This window comes from Sphingobacterium hungaricum (genome assembly GCF_015210005.1).
Lineage (GTDB): Bacteria > Bacteroidota > Bacteroidia > Sphingobacteriales > Sphingobacteriaceae > Sphingobacterium > Sphingobacterium hungaricum.
In genome coordinates this window covers 225479-239783 of record NZ_MU158697.1, presented here as the reverse complement: position 1 = coordinate 239783, position 14305 = coordinate 225479, and the positions used below count along the sequence as shown (strand labels likewise).

General features: G+C 37.1%; 15 protein-coding genes. 10 read left to right on the top strand and 5 right to left on the bottom strand.

The features are described from left to right. The first annotated feature begins 157 nt into the window (after positions 1–157). The 9 genes from C4F49_RS00960 to C4F49_RS00920 all read left to right on the top strand — a co-directional run bounded on the left by C4F49_RS00960 (position 158) and on the right by C4F49_RS00920 (position 8461). Complete coding sequence (locus tag C4F49_RS00960) at positions 158–1390, top strand: HD domain-containing protein (RefSeq protein ID WP_196933957.1); 1233 nt, start codon at positions 158–160, stop codon at positions 1388–1390. Positions 1391–1436: 46 nt separating this feature from the next. Then, positions 1437–2468 (top strand): UDP-3-O-(3-hydroxymyristoyl)glucosamine N-acyltransferase, encoded by a 1032-nt coding sequence (gene lpxD, locus C4F49_RS00955; protein ID WP_196933956.1) that lies wholly within the window; start codon positions 1437–1439, stop codon positions 2466–2468. Positions 2469–2501: 33 nt separating this feature from the next. Beyond that, the gene (locus C4F49_RS00950) at positions 2502–3899 is read left to right on the top strand and encodes a bifunctional UDP-3-O-[3-hydroxymyristoyl] N-acetylglucosamine deacetylase/3-hydroxyacyl-ACP dehydratase (protein WP_196933955.1); all 1398 of its coding nucleotides are present in this window, start codon (positions 2502–2504) and stop codon (positions 3897–3899) included. Next, entirely contained in the window at positions 3896–4687 is a 792-nt protein-coding gene (gene lpxA, locus C4F49_RS00945) for an acyl-ACP--UDP-N-acetylglucosamine O-acyltransferase (RefSeq protein WP_196933954.1), read from the top strand. Before C4F49_RS00950 ends, lpxA begins: the two co-directional genes overlap by 4 nt. A gap of 10 nt (positions 4688–4697) precedes the next feature. After that, complete coding sequence (locus tag C4F49_RS00940; protein WP_196933953.1) at positions 4698–5327, top strand: ABC transporter ATP-binding protein; 630 nt, start codon at positions 4698–4700, stop codon at positions 5325–5327. Positions 5328–5378: 51 nt separating this feature from the next. Next, entirely contained in the window at positions 5379–5942 is a 564-nt protein-coding gene (efp, locus tag C4F49_RS00935) for an elongation factor P (protein WP_196933952.1), read from the top strand. Positions 5943–6035: 93 nt separating this feature from the next. Further along, complete coding sequence (locus C4F49_RS00930) at positions 6036–6605, top strand: 5-formyltetrahydrofolate cyclo-ligase (RefSeq protein WP_196933951.1); 570 nt, start codon at positions 6036–6038, stop codon at positions 6603–6605. A 167-nt stretch (positions 6606–6772) separates the two neighbouring features. Then, complete coding sequence (locus C4F49_RS00925; protein ID WP_231388166.1) at positions 6773–7351, top strand: RNA polymerase sigma factor; 579 nt, start codon at positions 6773–6775, stop codon at positions 7349–7351. Positions 7352–7363: 12 nt separating this feature from the next. Further along, positions 7364–8461, top strand: a complete 1098-nt coding sequence (locus C4F49_RS00920; RefSeq protein ID WP_196933950.1) for a S1C family serine protease — start codon at positions 7364–7366, stop codon at positions 8459–8461. 148 nt (positions 8462–8609) lie between these two features. On the opposite strand, the gene C4F49_RS00915 is transcribed toward C4F49_RS00920, so the two are convergent. The 3 genes from C4F49_RS00915 to C4F49_RS00905 form a co-directional block, all read right to left on the bottom strand. Continuing rightward, positions 8610–9245: a peroxiredoxin gene (locus C4F49_RS00915; RefSeq protein WP_196933949.1), complete on the bottom strand. Its 636-nt coding sequence runs from the start codon at positions 9243–9245 to the stop codon at positions 8610–8612. 69 nt (positions 9246–9314) lie between these two features. Continuing rightward, the gene (locus C4F49_RS00910) at positions 9315–10820 is read right to left on the bottom strand and encodes a PH domain-containing protein (protein ID WP_196933948.1); all 1506 of its coding nucleotides are present in this window, start codon (positions 10818–10820) and stop codon (positions 9315–9317) included. 1 nt (position 10821) lies between these two features. Next, a complete protein-coding gene (locus tag C4F49_RS00905) occupies positions 10822–11343 on the bottom strand; it encodes a PH domain-containing protein (RefSeq protein WP_196933947.1) in 522 nt (173 codons plus the stop codon). Positions 11344–11447: 104 nt separating this feature from the next. Here C4F49_RS00905 and C4F49_RS00900 point away from each other — a divergent pair, with 104 nt between their 5' ends. Then, positions 11448–12584 carry an acyl-CoA dehydrogenase gene (locus tag C4F49_RS00900; RefSeq protein ID WP_196934389.1) on the top strand — a complete coding sequence of 379 codons (1137 nt, stop codon included), beginning with the start codon at positions 11448–11450 and terminating at the stop codon, positions 12582–12584. 28 nt (positions 12585–12612) lie between these two features. Here C4F49_RS00900 and C4F49_RS00895 read toward each other — a convergent pair whose 3' ends face one another. Continuing rightward, complete coding sequence (locus tag C4F49_RS00895; RefSeq protein WP_196933946.1) at positions 12613–13014, bottom strand: hypothetical protein; 402 nt, start codon at positions 13012–13014, stop codon at positions 12613–12615. 51 nt (positions 13015–13065) lie between these two features. Continuing rightward, positions 13066–14304 (bottom strand): glutamate-5-semialdehyde dehydrogenase, encoded by a 1239-nt coding sequence (locus tag C4F49_RS00890; RefSeq protein WP_196933945.1) that lies wholly within the window; start codon positions 14302–14304, stop codon positions 13066–13068. Between the last annotated feature and the right edge of the window lies 1 nt (position 14305).

Below are 14305 nucleotides of genomic sequence, written 5' to 3'. Positions count from 1 at the left end.
TTGGAAAATTAAGCATTATGCCATTCCAGTGCATTATTTTTAACAATTATTAACTTCAATCTATGTATCTTTGCGCTTATCTTAGATTCATAAATACAGCTCCTAAAGTTAGGAAATTTAGAGTGGATTGAATCTACTCAATTAGTGATAAAATAGGTTGAACAACACAAAAATAATTAATGATCCGGTTTATGGCTTTGTGACTATACCAACAGGGTTTATTTTTGACTTGGTGCAACATCCATACCTGCAAAGGCTTAGGTACATTAAGCAGGTAAGCATGACCCACTTGGTTTATCCGGGAGCCTTGCATACTCGATTTCAACATGCGCTTGGCGCAATGCATTTGATGTCGTTGGCAATTCAAACGCTGAGAAGTAAAGAGATTGAAATCAGCACCGAAGAAGAGGAAGCCTCATTAATTGCCATTTTATTGCATGATATTGGGCATGGACCTTTTTCCCATTCCTTAGAACATACTTTAGTGGAGGGTGTCTCACATGAGCTCATTTCCTCGTTGTTAATGGATAAGTTGAATTTGGAATATGAAGGAAAGCTTGATTTGGCGATACGGATTTTCAAAGATCAGTACGACAGAAAGTTTTTTCATCAGTTAGTTTCGAGTCAATTGGATACCGACCGGATGGATTATCTCAACAGAGATAGCTTTTTTACTGGCGTTTCTGAAGGTGTGATTTCGTTTGATCGAATAATTAAAATGTTGAATGTAAGCGAGAATGAATTAGTTGTAGAGGCCAAAGGGATTTATTCGATTGAAAAATTTCTAATTGCACGAAGACTGATGTATTGGCAAGTTTATTTACACAAAACGGTGATTTCCGCGGAGCGAATGATGGTCCAAGCGTTGAAAAGAGCCAAAGATTTAAGTGCGCAAGGCGAAGACTTATTTGCAACAGATGCATTAAGCCACTTTTTGAAGAATAGAATTTCGACCGAAAACTTTGATCTTGATTCTGAACATTTGAATTGGTTTATGAAATTGGACGATACAGATATCATGTCGGCGATAAAAAGCTGGTCAACACATAATGATTTTATTTTAAGAACGTTATGTTCTAAAGTAATGTTGCGCGATTTATTTAGGACGCAAATGCAAAATCAACCATTTCAAGAATCGGAAATCATCGCGATAAAAGAAAAAGTGAAAGCACATTTTGGGTTAAATGATAATGAAGTTGCGTATTTTGTTCATGATCAAACAATTCAGAATAGCACTTACGATAGCAAAAATGGAGTAATAAAAATATTGAATAAAAACGGAAAACTGACAGATATACTCGAAGCTTCCGATGCTTCTAGCTTGGATGCATTGAGCAAACTTGTAACTAAATATACACTGTCATACCCGAAAGAAATATATTCAAATTAATAACATACTGTTTAATACGGATAAAAAAGAATACTTTTGTAATTAAATGCAATTTTCAGCTGAACAAATAGCCACAATTTTAAAGGGTTCCGTGGATGGAAATCCAGAGACTCAAGTACATAAATTAGCAAAGATAGAAGAAGCTGATCAAGGTAGTCTAACTTTTCTGTCCAACCCCAAGTACGAAACGTTTTTGTATTCGACAAACGCTTCTGTTGTTATCGTAAACGAAGATTTAATTCTTACAAAACCTGTTGATTTAACATTGATTCGAGTTAAAAATGCCTATTTGGCATTTACGGAATTATTAAAATTCTACGTTCAGTTTCAGACAAATAAATCAGGACGTGAAGAATTTACTGTGGTTCATGAAACCGCAGTTGTTGGTGAAAATTGCTACATCGGAGCATTTTCATACTTAGGGAAAAATGTAAAAATTGGCGATAACGTAAAGATCTATCCACATGTTTACATCGGCGACGATGTTCAAATCGATGATGATAGCATTCTGTTTCCTGGTGTTCGGGTCTACAACAGTTGTTTAATCGGGAAGCATGTTACGTTGCATTCAGGAGTGATCATTGGAAGCGATGGATTTGGCTTTGCACCATTAGAAGATGGTTCATTTGAGAAAATCCCTCAGATAGGGAATGTAATTTTAGAAGATAATGTGGAAATCGGTTCAAATACAACAGTTGACCGAGCTACATTGGGTTCGACAATCATTCGCGAAGGCGTTAAATTGGATAACCTTATCCAAATTGCACATAATGTCGAGATTGGAAAAAACACAGTTGTTGCTGCGCAAGCAGGAATATCTGGAAGTACCAAAGTAGGAGAGCAAGTTGTAATCGGCGGCCAGGTTGGTGTAGTCGGTCATATCAGTATCGCGAAAGGAAGTCAAATCCAAGCGCAATCTGGAATAAATAGAGCTATAGAATTGGAAAATAGAAAATGGGCTGGTTCACCTAGTTCATCATACACTTCCCAATTACGCTCGCAAGTTTTGTATGCGAAACTTCCAGAATTGGAGAAACGTATTCAAGAATTAGAACAGAAATTAAATAATCATAATTAAAAAAACATATATACCATTTCATTAATGTTAGATATGAATGTAAAACAACGAACAATAAAGACAGATATATCTATATCAGGTGTAGGTCTGCATACTGGTCGTGCAGTAAATTTGTTAATTAGACCCGCTCCTGAAAATCATTGGTATAAGTTTAAACGAGTGGATTTAGAGGGTGCGCCTATTGTAAATGTTGACGTTGATAATGTGACCGATACATCAAGGGGAACAACCATCACACAAAATGGAGCATCTATTAGTACAATTGAACATTTGATGGCCGCGTTGGTTGGTCTTCAAGTCGATAATGTATTGATTGAATTAGATGGTCCTGAAGTTCCTATTTTGGATGGAAGTTCATCCATTTTTGTAAATAAAATTTTAGAAGCTGGATTTCACGAACAAGATTTAGATAGGGATTTTTATGAGATCCATGATAATATCCACTACAATAACGTGGATAATAAAGTCGAGATTGTGGCCATGCCTTTGGATGGATATCGATTGACTTGCATGATCGATTTCAATTCTCCGGTTTTGGGAAGCCAGCATGCTGCGATTACGAATATCACTGAGTTTGTAAAAGAAATATCTTCAGCACGTACATTCTGCTTTTTGCACGAATTGGAAATGCTGGTGAACAATAACCTAATTAAAGGTGGAGATTTATCCAATGCCATTGTTATCGTTGATAAAGAAGTGGACGCGGAAGAGTTGAGCAAATTAAAAGGTATTTTCAATAAAGAAGTTGAAGTTGCTAGCGAAGGAATTTTGAATAATATTCAGCTTCGTCATCAAAATGAGCCAGCAAGACATAAATTGTTGGACATGATTGGTGATTTAGCACTTGTTGGAAGACCGCTGAAAGGTCATATTATGGCAGCCCGCCCAGGCCATGCTGCGAATGTGGCTTTTGCAAAACGAATTAAATTGGAAATAAAGAAGGAAAAAAAACGCAAAAGCATTAAGGTTTACGATCCTAATGCTACTCCTGTTTATGACACGGTTCAAATCATGAAAATTTTACCTCATCGTCAGCCTTTTTTGATGGTGGATAAGATTTTAGAATTGACAGAAAATCATGTTGTTGGCTTGAAAAATGTAACAATGAACGAAGATTTGTTCATGGGGCATTTTCCGGGCGCGCCAGTTTTTCCTGGTGTTCTTCAAATTGAAGCGATGGCGCAGACAGGTGGTATTTTAGTGTTGAATACCGTGCCAGATCCAGAAAACTGGCTAACATTATTTTTAAAGATTGAAAACGCAAGATTTAAAAATCCAGTTGTTCCGGGAGATACAGTTATTTTTAGCTGCGAACTTTTAGAACCTATCCGTCGTGGAATCGCAAGGATGAAAGGTGTTGGAATGGTTGGTGATAAAATCGTCAGCGAAGCAGAATTAATGGCTCAAATTGTTAAAGTAAAAGGCTTATGATCCAACCTTTATCCTATATTCATCCAGCAGCAAAAATTGCTCAAAACGTTGTAATCGAGCCCTTCTCTACGATACATGAAGATGTAGTCATTGGCGAAGGAACGTGGATCGGCTCGAATGTGACCATCATGAATGGCGCAAGAATAGGAAAGAACGTGCGTATTTTTCCAGGCGCGGTTATTTCTGGTGAACCTCAGGATTTGAAGTTTGATGGAGAAATTACAACGACCGAAATCGGTGATAACTGCACCATTCGCGAATGCGTGACAATCAATCGCGGGACAAAAGACCGTTATAAAACGACCATAGGCAAAAATTGCCTGATTCAGGCATATAGCCATATTGCCCACGATTGCTTTGTGGGCGATAATTGTATATTTTCGAACTCAAGTACTTTAGCAGGTCATATTACTGTTGGCGACTATGTTGTCCTTGCAGGAATGGTTGCTGTGCATCAGTTTTGTAAAATTGGTTCACACGCTTTTGTAACAGGTGGTACTTTGGTTCGTAAAGACGTTCCTCCTTACATCAAGGCGGCGAGAGAGCCAATTACGTATGCCGGGATCAATTCTGTGGGATTAAGAAGAAGAGGCTACACGAATGAGCAAATTACGGAAATACAGAATATTTACCGTGTGCTTTTCGTGAAATACAGTAATTTAAGCAAAGCTTTGGATATTGTTGAAACTGAGTTTGAGGCGACTGAAATCCGTGATGAAATTATTGGGTTTGTTCGTTCTTCGAATAGAGGTGTTGTCAAAGGATTTGGACAGGGCAAAAGCCTGTAATTAAGAAAAGTTGACTATTCATTTAGAAAATATTGGCAGAAGATATAATAAAGAATGGATATTCAAGCACATCAATGTTGATTTTTCTTGCGGTAACTCCTATGCGATACTTGGGCCAAATGGTTCAGGGAAATCGACATTGATCAAAGTTATTTCGGGTCATTTGTCAGCCAGCGAAGGCCAAATTCAATATAAATTGAATGAGCGGATTCTGGATATTGAGCAGGTTTACACCGAAGTTAGTATTGCAGCGCCTTACGTTGACCTAATCGAAGAATTTTCTCTGGAAGAAATGATTGACTTTCATTTTAAATTTAAGTCCTATTTTTCTGGTTATGATTCAGCTAAGATTATTCAATACTTAGACCTAGGAAAATCCTTGAACAAAGAATTGAAATATTTTTCATCAGGCATGAAGCAACGAGTGAAACTTGCCCTAGCTTGTTTTTCGGACACGAAAATCTTATTATTGGATGAACCCACGAGCAACTTGGATGAACAAGGGGTTTTGTGGTATAAAAATTTGATTGATAAAACGATACATCAGAATCGGATCCTTATTGTTGGGTCAAATCAATTGCACGAATATGAATTTTGCGACACGCAAATTCAAATACAAAATTATAAACTCGACCTATAATTTTTAAATTAAAGGTGGAATTTTCTATTTTTATGGTTAAATAAGTAAATTATGTCTAAAGCATCAGAAGTAAAGTCAGGAAATATTCTACGTTTTAATGGTGAATTGGTTTCTGTAGAGGAATTTATTCATCGTACACCCGGAAATTTAAGAGCTTTTTATTCAGCTCGTATGCGAAATGTGAAAACGGGAAAACTTGTAGAGTACCGATTTAGAACTGACGAGGAGGTTGAAATCGCACGCGTTGAAACAAACGATTATCAGTATTTATACGATGATGGCGATTTTTTTGTTATCATGGATAATGCAACGTACGAACAATTCAACGTTCCAAAATTATTATTCGGAGATTCAGCAAGATTTTTGAAAGAAGGAATGAATGTGATTGTCGCTTTCGAAAGCGATGAACCAATCATGGCTCAAGCACCTTCTAGTGTCGAATTGGTAATTACATACACAGAGCCTGCTGTGAAAGGCGATACATCAACGAATGCACTGAAAAATGCAACAGTTGAAACTGGCGTAGAAATCAAAGTTCCTTTGTTTATCAACGAGGGCGATAAAGTTAAGATCGATACCAAAACAGGTGATTATGTTGAGCGTGTAAAATCTTAAGTTTTACTATAAAATTTTAATGAACGGTCTTAAAGTGATAAGCTTTAAGGCCGTTTTTTTATTCTTGATATTATTTTTCTGTATATTTATTTTATGCTTAAATCTGAACTGCGCATAATCTACAAAGGAAAACGAGCTGCCTTAACAAAGGAGGAACAAGCTCAATTTGATGAAGCTGTTTTAGCTCATTTTAAGACCTTGGATTTTTCCGATGCGCGCTATGTTCACGTCTATTTACCTATTCCGGCCAAAATCGAACCTGATACGTCAAAGATTATTGAATGGTTAAAATCTACTTATCCTAAACTTCAGATTGTGTTGTCAAAAAGTGATTTTGGAGCGCTTAAAATGAATAATTATGTATTGGATGATCAAACTCAAATCGAACAGAATTCATGGGGAATCCCTGAACCGCTGAATGGAATTGAGATTGATGCAGATAAAATTGATGCGGTCATTATTCCGCTTTTAGTTTGTGACAAACAAGGAAATCGACTTGGTTATGGGAAAGGATTTTACGATCGTTTTTTGGATGATTGCAGAAAGGATGTGTTGAAAATCGGCTTATGTTATTTTGAACCTATTGATCATATTTCAGATGTTCGTTCAGAAGACGTTTCTCTAAGTCATTGTGTAACGACTGAAAAAATACATGTGTTCTGATTTGGAAATGATTAAGTGGGATAACAATGAAGAGCCGATTTAATTTTATATAATTTGTTTTAAATAGGATAGCTAAATACTTTTAAACATTCTTAAAAACTATTTTGATAAAATATTTAAAATACTAAACTTTACGGGTTACTATTTCGAGATTTAAGTATTAATAAGTGAGTAAGATTAGCAATTTAAGGGAATTACATTCTGACGAATTACTTTTAAAAGGTATAGCTGAAGGAAATAGTAAAGATTTGGCTCAAGTCTATAAGCTATATTATCCGAGCATCGCCTACATGATTATTAGCAATCATGGAAGCGAAGACGAAGCAAAGGATATTTTCCAAGACGCGCTTTTAGTTCTTTACGATAAGGTCAGCAATGGCACTTTTGAACTTAGTAGCAAGTTAAGCACCTATCTGTACGCTGTATGCCGTCGGATGTGGCTAAAAAAATTGACGAAGGGGTCTTCTGAATTTATCAACTCTGATTTGAGTTCGTATGAAGAAACACTCTTTTCGGAAGATGATTTGGAAGAGCAAGTAGAGTTAGAAGTTAAATTTTCTCAAATGGAAAGCGCGATGGCGCAGTTGGGAGAACCATGTAAAACTATTTTAGAAGATTTTTATATTCGGAATATGTCCATGACTCAAATCTCAGATAAGTTCGGATATACCAACCCTGATAATGCTAAAACTCAAAAATATAAATGCCTGCAAAGGCTTAAAAAATTATTCTTTACTAGTAAATAGAAGGTAAATAGCATGAATCAATTTGATTTTTTGGAATTAGCGGATCGATACCTGAAAGGGGAGATGGACGCAGAAGAGAAATTCTCTTTTGAGGCTCTGTGCGATTCTAATCCGGAATATGCATCTCAGCTGTCTCAGCACAAAGAGTTTTTAGATAAAATGAAAGAAACGTCCAATCGTTTGATTTTTAAATCAACAGTTGAACAAGTTTCGAACGCTTACCATACGGAGGTTAAAATTTCGCGCGAAAAAGAAAGTGGCATTGTCGTTTTATGGCGTAAATTACGTCTGAACGCAGGTGTAGCAGCAGCTGTTGCTGTAATCTCTGCATTCTCGACATTGTTGTTCACGGGCTATTTTACGAACATTAAGAAAGCAACGACCGATTACAGCGCACTAAGACGCGAGATGAACAGCGTGAAGCGCAATGTAAATGCACATAATGCGGTAATCAATAACATCAATTCTCAATCTAAAAATAACAATGCTAGCGCAATGCATTATGGCGCTACAGGTTTTGTTGTTTCGAAAGAAGGATATGTCGTTACGAATTACCATGTAGTGAATGGAGCTGATTCAATCCATTTGCAAAATAACAAAGGGATTGCTTACAAAGCAGAAGTTATTTATACGGATGCCGAAAAAGATTTAGCGATTTTATTCATCAACGATACGACCTTCAAATCGTTGAAAAGTATTCCTTATACATTTAAGAAACAAGATTCTGACATCGGAGAAGATATCTTTACGTTAGGGTTTCCTAGGGACGAAGCGGTTTACGGACAAGGTTACTTAAGTTCTGCAACGGGTTATGGCGGTGACACAACTGCTTATCAGATTTCTATTCCTGTCAATCCAGGAAATAGCGGTGGTCCGGTCTTAGATCATCAAGGTAATATCATTGGAATTATCTCTGGAAAGCAAAAGGGTTTAGATGGAGCAGCATTTGCTATCAAAACTTCAGCATTGATTTCGACTTTGAATAAAATTCCTGCTGATGCGTTGAAAGGAAATATTATCCTAAACAATAGAAATTCATTGTCAAATCTTTCCAGAACAGATCAGATTAAGAAAATGCAAGACTTTGTTTATATTGTTAAAGTATTCTAATTTTTGCTTTCGCATCGTACTATAAAAATATCCCATCGATAATTCTCGATGGGATATTTTCTTTTATGGTCACTTGCTTAAGAAGTCTAGTAAACAAAAAAGTCAACCGAACCGGTTGACTTTTTTGAGATAAAAGGAATATCGAATATTATAAATTCGGTTGGGGAGTCGTCCTTAAATAAGGTTTTACCTCCGTATATCCTTTTGGAAATTTACCGGGAATATCTTCTGTTTTAATTGCCGGAACAACGATTACATCTTCTCCATGTTTCCAGTCAGCAGGAGTAGCTACCGAATAATTTGCAGTTAACTGAAGAGAATCGATTACCCTTAAAATCTCGTCGAAATTTCTTCCTGTCGAAGCTGGGTAAGTTAACGTAAGTTTTACCTTCTTATCTGGGCCAATAACGAACACAGAACGAACGGTAGCTGTCGCTGAAGCATTTGGATGAATCATGTCATACAATTCAGCCACTTCTCTATCTTTATCCGCAATAAGAGGAAAATCAACGTTTGTATTTTGTGTTTCGTTGATGTCCTTTATCCATTTATGGTGATCTTCCACCGAATCGACACTTACGGCTAAAACTTTTACATTTCGCTTTTCGAACTCATTCTTTAATTGTGCAGTTCTGCCCAATTCTGTCGTGCACACGGGCGTGAAATCTGCTGGATGCGAATACAAAACAACCCAACTATCTTGTATATAGTCATAAAAATCAATATCTCCAATGGAAGTTTGCGCTTTAAAGTTTGGCGCATCATCACCTAATCTTAAACTCATAGTATTCAATTTTAGTAAAAAAATAACCTATTAACTCTACAAATATAGTAGATTTTTATTAGATGTATACTATGCTGTTTTAAAAGATTCTTTTTCAATTCTATACAGTATTTCATTCGCCAGCGAATTCATCAAATTCAAATCGAAAAACACGAAATCAATTACGCCGGAAGAGGTACTTAACCCGACATTTCCTAATTTTCGCCTGACTTGCCAGAAGGTCTGCGAAACGGAAACTGCATTAACGGACTTGATTGGAACGATGGTTTCTTTGATGTCCCAAACTCCGGCCTTTCTTATAATAAAATCATCGTATTGCAGCAGTTTATAATTTCGGTAGAACAAAAAGTTGTATAAGCTCACTAGCAGAAATAAAAATCCACAAGCACATGCAATTTCCATAAAGTTTGCTCTGAAAGCGATAAATCCAATAGCAGCAAGAGCGATAAAGACTAAGAAAACTTTGATTGTTCTGGAAACAAAAAGGCGTATCGATGGAAGATAGGTCTGGAATTTAGTCCCTAAATTTCTGTCAAATAAGATGCCGTACAAAATAGTTTTGTCTGAATCCGTAATTCCCGGAAGGTGAATTAAAGAACTTTCCACTTTTTGTTCATCCGTCAAAACCTGTTGCAAAGTCACAATACTCAATTTGAATTTCTTCAAAACCCAGTTTTGAGTTGAAGTAATCAGTTGCACCTTATCCCGGTTGAATATCAAATCTTTTAAATTAAATAATCCGTAATGCATATTCAAAACACCTTTTTTGCTTCTATTCATCTGGAAATTATAGTAGGTGATAAAATACCTAACCAGATTGATTAAAATAGGAACGAGGAGAATAACAAACAGAATAATGGCGATCTGCGACAATAAGAGCGTGACTGAAAAGTCTTCAAAAAATGCTAACAAACCGTCTTGAAATAGGTATTCCGAAACTTGATTAAAAATCGTAATCAAGAAAGCGAAGAATAGCAACATGCCTTGTCTATAATTCGAAAACAATGAAACGACAAAAATATCTTTTGCTTTTAATTCGAACAACAATTCCTGCTGGTCTTCAATGTACGACTCATTCTGTTGAAAATCTGTATTTAAGTCACCTTTTAAGACTAGAATATAATTTTTCAAAGATTGCGCTGTTTCTTCATCCAGCGCAAATAAATCAATTTCAGTTTCCTTGCTACCTGAAGATTCTACTTCGACGCTATACAAATCCAGCGCTTGCTGAATGACGTTTTGTACGATATTGATTTGAAGTATTTTATCGAATTTAATGACTACGCGCTCCTTATTCAGAATTCCCCTCTTAATGATAAATTCTTTATTGACAGGGTCAATGTAATACCAGAAATTGAGATAATTCAGGTAGGCAAAGAGCATAATTAGCACGAAAATCCCTAATAAGCCCAACCAAAACCATCCAGAGAAAAACATAGATGAATTTTTTATCAGGATGAATAAGAAAGCGATTCCGAACGCGCGGATGAAGCGTAAGAAAAATTTTATTCCAGAAACAAAAACGCCAAAAAAGTTCAGACGCTGGGGTTGAGTGAAGTCAATTTGTTGATTCATATTAATTGGCTTCTGATTCGTCCGTTATTTTGCTGACAATAAATTGTTGCAAGCGTTCGGCTTCGTCTCGTTCCAAGCCTTGAATCAACATGTTTCGTCCAGCTCCGGCAGTATACATTTCTAAAGTCACCAATTTGAACATCCTAGAAATAAATGATTCTTTCACCTTCACGTGTTGAATGTGTTTGTAAGGGATGATGACTGTGTGAAAACCCAATAATCCTGCTTTGTAGAGCACATCTTTTTCTCGGATTGCATAGCCTCTTTTTTTGAATGCCAAGACACTCATCACGATGAAAAATAAAAAAAGCGCAGTCACAGAAACTCCGAAAATCAATCCGTTCGTTTTAGAGATGTCCTCCGTGTTGAAAATCACGATCCCTGCAGCGAGAAGAATAAAAAACCAAACAATCACATAATTGATAATAATGACGGTTAAATATCTTTTTGAAATGGGCTGAAATTGGACGGCTTCCCATTGGGGTAAATCCTTAATTTCTAATTGTAGGTTGCTAAAACTCATGGATAAATATTTTACCATGAAATTAAGGTAAAAATTCCATATTAAAAATACTATGCAAGCATAATAAAAATTTGTATATTTGACTAACCAACAACTTGTATATGATGCATTTTGAATTATCTGAAGAACATCGCATGATTCGTGAAGCAGCTCGAGAGTTTGCTCAAGAATTGAAACCTGGGGTTATCGAACGCGATGAACTGGCAAAATTTCCATTTGACTTCGTCAAAAAAATGGGTGAATTGGGTTTTATGGGAATGATGGTCCCAGAAGAATATGGTGGTGCCGGAATGGATGCATTGGCTTATGTTCTGGTATTGGAAGAAATTGCAAAAATTGACGCTTCCACGGCGGTAATAATGTCAGCGCATAACTCGTTGGTCTGTTATGGTTTGAATGCCTTCGGGACCGAGGAGCAGAAACAGAAATATTTAAAACCACTAGCTTCTGGCGAAAAGTTGGGTGCATTTGCCTTATCTGAACCTGAGGCGGGTTCTGATGCAACTTCACAGCATACGACAGCGATTGACATGGGTGATTACTACCTACTCAACGGGACAAAGAATTGGATTACAAACGGTGGCAATTCGGACATTTATCTGATCATTGCCCAAACGGATGTAGAAAAGGGACATCGTGGTATCAATGTGCTTATTGTTGAAAAAGGAATGGACGGATTTACAATTGGTCCTAAAGAAAATAAACTAGGAATTCGAAGTTCGGATACACATTCGTTGATGTTTTCGGACACGAAGGTTCCCAAAGCGAACCGGATAGGAGAAGAGGGATTCGGATTTAAGTTCGCAATGAAAACACTAGATGGCGGACGTATTGGAATCGCTGCCCAAGCTTTAGGAATTGCGGCAGGCGCATATGATTTGGCATTGGCTTATAGCAAGGAGCGCAAGACGTTTGGGAAGCCAATAAGTGAGCATCAAGCCATACAGTTCAAATTGGCAGATATGGAAGTGGAAATTGAAGCGGCTCGCTTATTGACGTACAAAGCTGCTTGGAAAAAGGATCAGGGTTTGCCTTATGGAAAAGAGGCTGCTATGGCTAAACTCCATGCTTCTGAAGTTGCAATGAAGCATACGGTTGAAGCAGTTCAGATTCATGGTGGTTATGGTTACGTGAAAGAATACCATGTTGAGCGCTTGATGCGTGATGCAAAAATTACCCAAATCTATGAAGGAACTTCAGAGATACAGCGTCTCGTGATTGCAAGAGAGATATTAAGATAAAACTAAACATCGATGAACAATGGCGGCCTTACTCTAAATGGTCGCCAATTGTTTTTAAATGCCCGAAATCTTCAAAAGAAAAATTTCCAGTTTCTTTGGCAACATATTCCAGTAGGAATTTTGCCTTTAGCAATAGATTCTGTTGCTCGCTCTTATCAGAACTTAACAATCCATCATACATAAATAATAATGCCAAAGGCCGAATTTGTTCAATCTGGAAATGCTGCACAATGTAATCCGTTAATTCATCGCTATCAAATGTTAAGAAAGTCTGTCTTTCCGTATTGAAAAAATCTTTATACCCTTGATGAACTTCAACCGACTCTGTCGATTCATCAAAAGATTCCCATTTATCGACAAGCAAGCGAAGGAATTTTCCCATTTCGTTGATCCAATTTAAGATCGTATCTTTTTCAAATCTGATTCCCATTGTTAAGTTTTTATTTTCGTTTAATTATCATTGCGCAGCATCCTAAATAGGTTAGCGTATTTGTCCATCGCCTGTCACAAACCATTTTTCGGTCACCAACTTTTCCAAAGCAAATGGTCCTCTTGCGTGCAATTTTTGAGTGGATATGCCGATTTCTGCTCCTAAGCCAAATTCTCCTCCATCGGTGAATCGCGTTGAAGCATTTGCATAGACAGCAGCTGCGTCCACTTCGTTCATAAACTGAACAATTTTTGTTTCGTCAGTTGAGACAATGCATTCAGAATGTTTTGAAGAGTAGTTCGCAATATGTGCCAAAGCATCGTCGGTCGAATCCACAATCGCAATAGAACATTTAAAATCTAAAAACTCTCTTCCGAAATCTTCCTCTTGCGCATGCTGTAAGTAAGGATAGTTCGCCTGATTTAAATAAGCATAGGACGATTCATCCGCAAATATTTCTACTTGATGTTCTTCAAAATAAGGTTTGAGTTTTGAAAGGAAATCCTGCGCTATAGACTTATCCAATAAAACGGTATCTAGTGCATTGCAGACCGAAGGCCTAGAAATCTTAGCATTCGCAACAATCTTTGCAGCTTTGTCCAAATCTGCCGTTTCTTCTACGTAAGTATGGCAAACGCCAGCTCCGGTTTCTATCACAGGAACTTTCGCATGTTCCCTCACAAAATTGATTAAACTTTGAGACCCTCTCGGAATTATAATGTCGACATATTTAGTTGCCGTCAGCAATTCTTCTACCAATTCTCGGTCCGTAGGAAGCAACTGCACACAGTTCGGGTCTAATCCTTGATCTTCAAGAACTTTTTGAATCAGATTGACTAAAATCGTGTTGCTATGCCAGGCATCTGTTCCGCCACGGAGCACACAAACGTTTCCTGACTGTAGACATATTGCCGCGACATCAACGGTTACATTTGGCCTTGATTCGTAAATAACGGCAACCACTCCCAAAGCAACCGTCTTTTTCTCAATCAGTAGTCCATTGTTCAGTTTTTTTGAGGAAAGAATTTTGTTGGTCGGATCTTCTAAATTTGCTAGGTGCTGTACGCTTTTCGCCAAATCGCGAATGCGCTGTCCATTTAAGATTAAGCGATCGTATTTTGGATCATTTTTATCCATCGCTTCCAAATCCAGTTGATTAGCCTTTTCAATTGCTTCTGAATTATTCAGCAATGAATTGGCTATGCCATGCAAAACATCAAATTTATTTGCTTTTGCGATGGATTTCAAAGCGGATTTTGCTGCAATCAGTTGGTTTTGTATGGTTTTCATT

Bases quoted from the DNA above. Each gene is read 5' to 3' on its own strand.
- C4F49_RS00910 (WP_196933948.1), bottom strand. From the start codon at position 10,820: ATGAATCAACAAATTGACTTCACTCAACCCCAGCGTCTGAACTTTTTT.
- C4F49_RS00895 (WP_196933946.1), bottom strand. From the start codon at position 13,014: ATGGGAATCAGATTTGAAAAAGATACGATCTTAAATTGGATCAACGAA.
- efp (WP_196933952.1), top strand. From the start codon at position 5,379: ATGTCTAAAGCATCAGAAGTAAAGTCAGGAAATATTCTACGTTTTAAT.
- C4F49_RS00950 (WP_196933955.1), top strand. From the start codon at position 2,502: ATGAATGTAAAACAACGAACAATAAAGACAGATATATCTATATCAGGT.
- C4F49_RS00930 (WP_196933951.1), top strand. From the start codon at position 6,036: ATGCTTAAATCTGAACTGCGCATAATCTACAAAGGAAAACGAGCTGCC.
- C4F49_RS00920 (WP_196933950.1), top strand. From the start codon at position 7,364: ATGAATCAATTTGATTTTTTGGAATTAGCGGATCGATACCTGAAAGGG.
- lpxD (WP_196933956.1), top strand. From the start codon at position 1,437: ATGCAATTTTCAGCTGAACAAATAGCCACAATTTTAAAGGGTTCCGTG.
- C4F49_RS00900 (WP_196934389.1), top strand. From the start codon at position 11,448: ATGCATTTTGAATTATCTGAAGAACATCGCATGATTCGTGAAGCAGCT.
- C4F49_RS00915 (WP_196933949.1), bottom strand. From the start codon at position 9,245: ATGAGTTTAAGATTAGGTGATGATGCGCCAAACTTTAAAGCGCAAACT.
- lpxA (WP_196933954.1), top strand. From the start codon at position 3,896: ATGATCCAACCTTTATCCTATATTCATCCAGCAGCAAAAATTGCTCAA.
- C4F49_RS00905 (WP_196933947.1), bottom strand. From the start codon at position 11,343: ATGAGTTTTAGCAACCTACAATTAGAAATTAAGGATTTACCCCAATGG.
- C4F49_RS00890 (WP_196933945.1), bottom strand. From the start codon at position 14,304: ATGAAAACCATACAAAACCAACTGATTGCAGCAAAATCCGCTTTGAAA.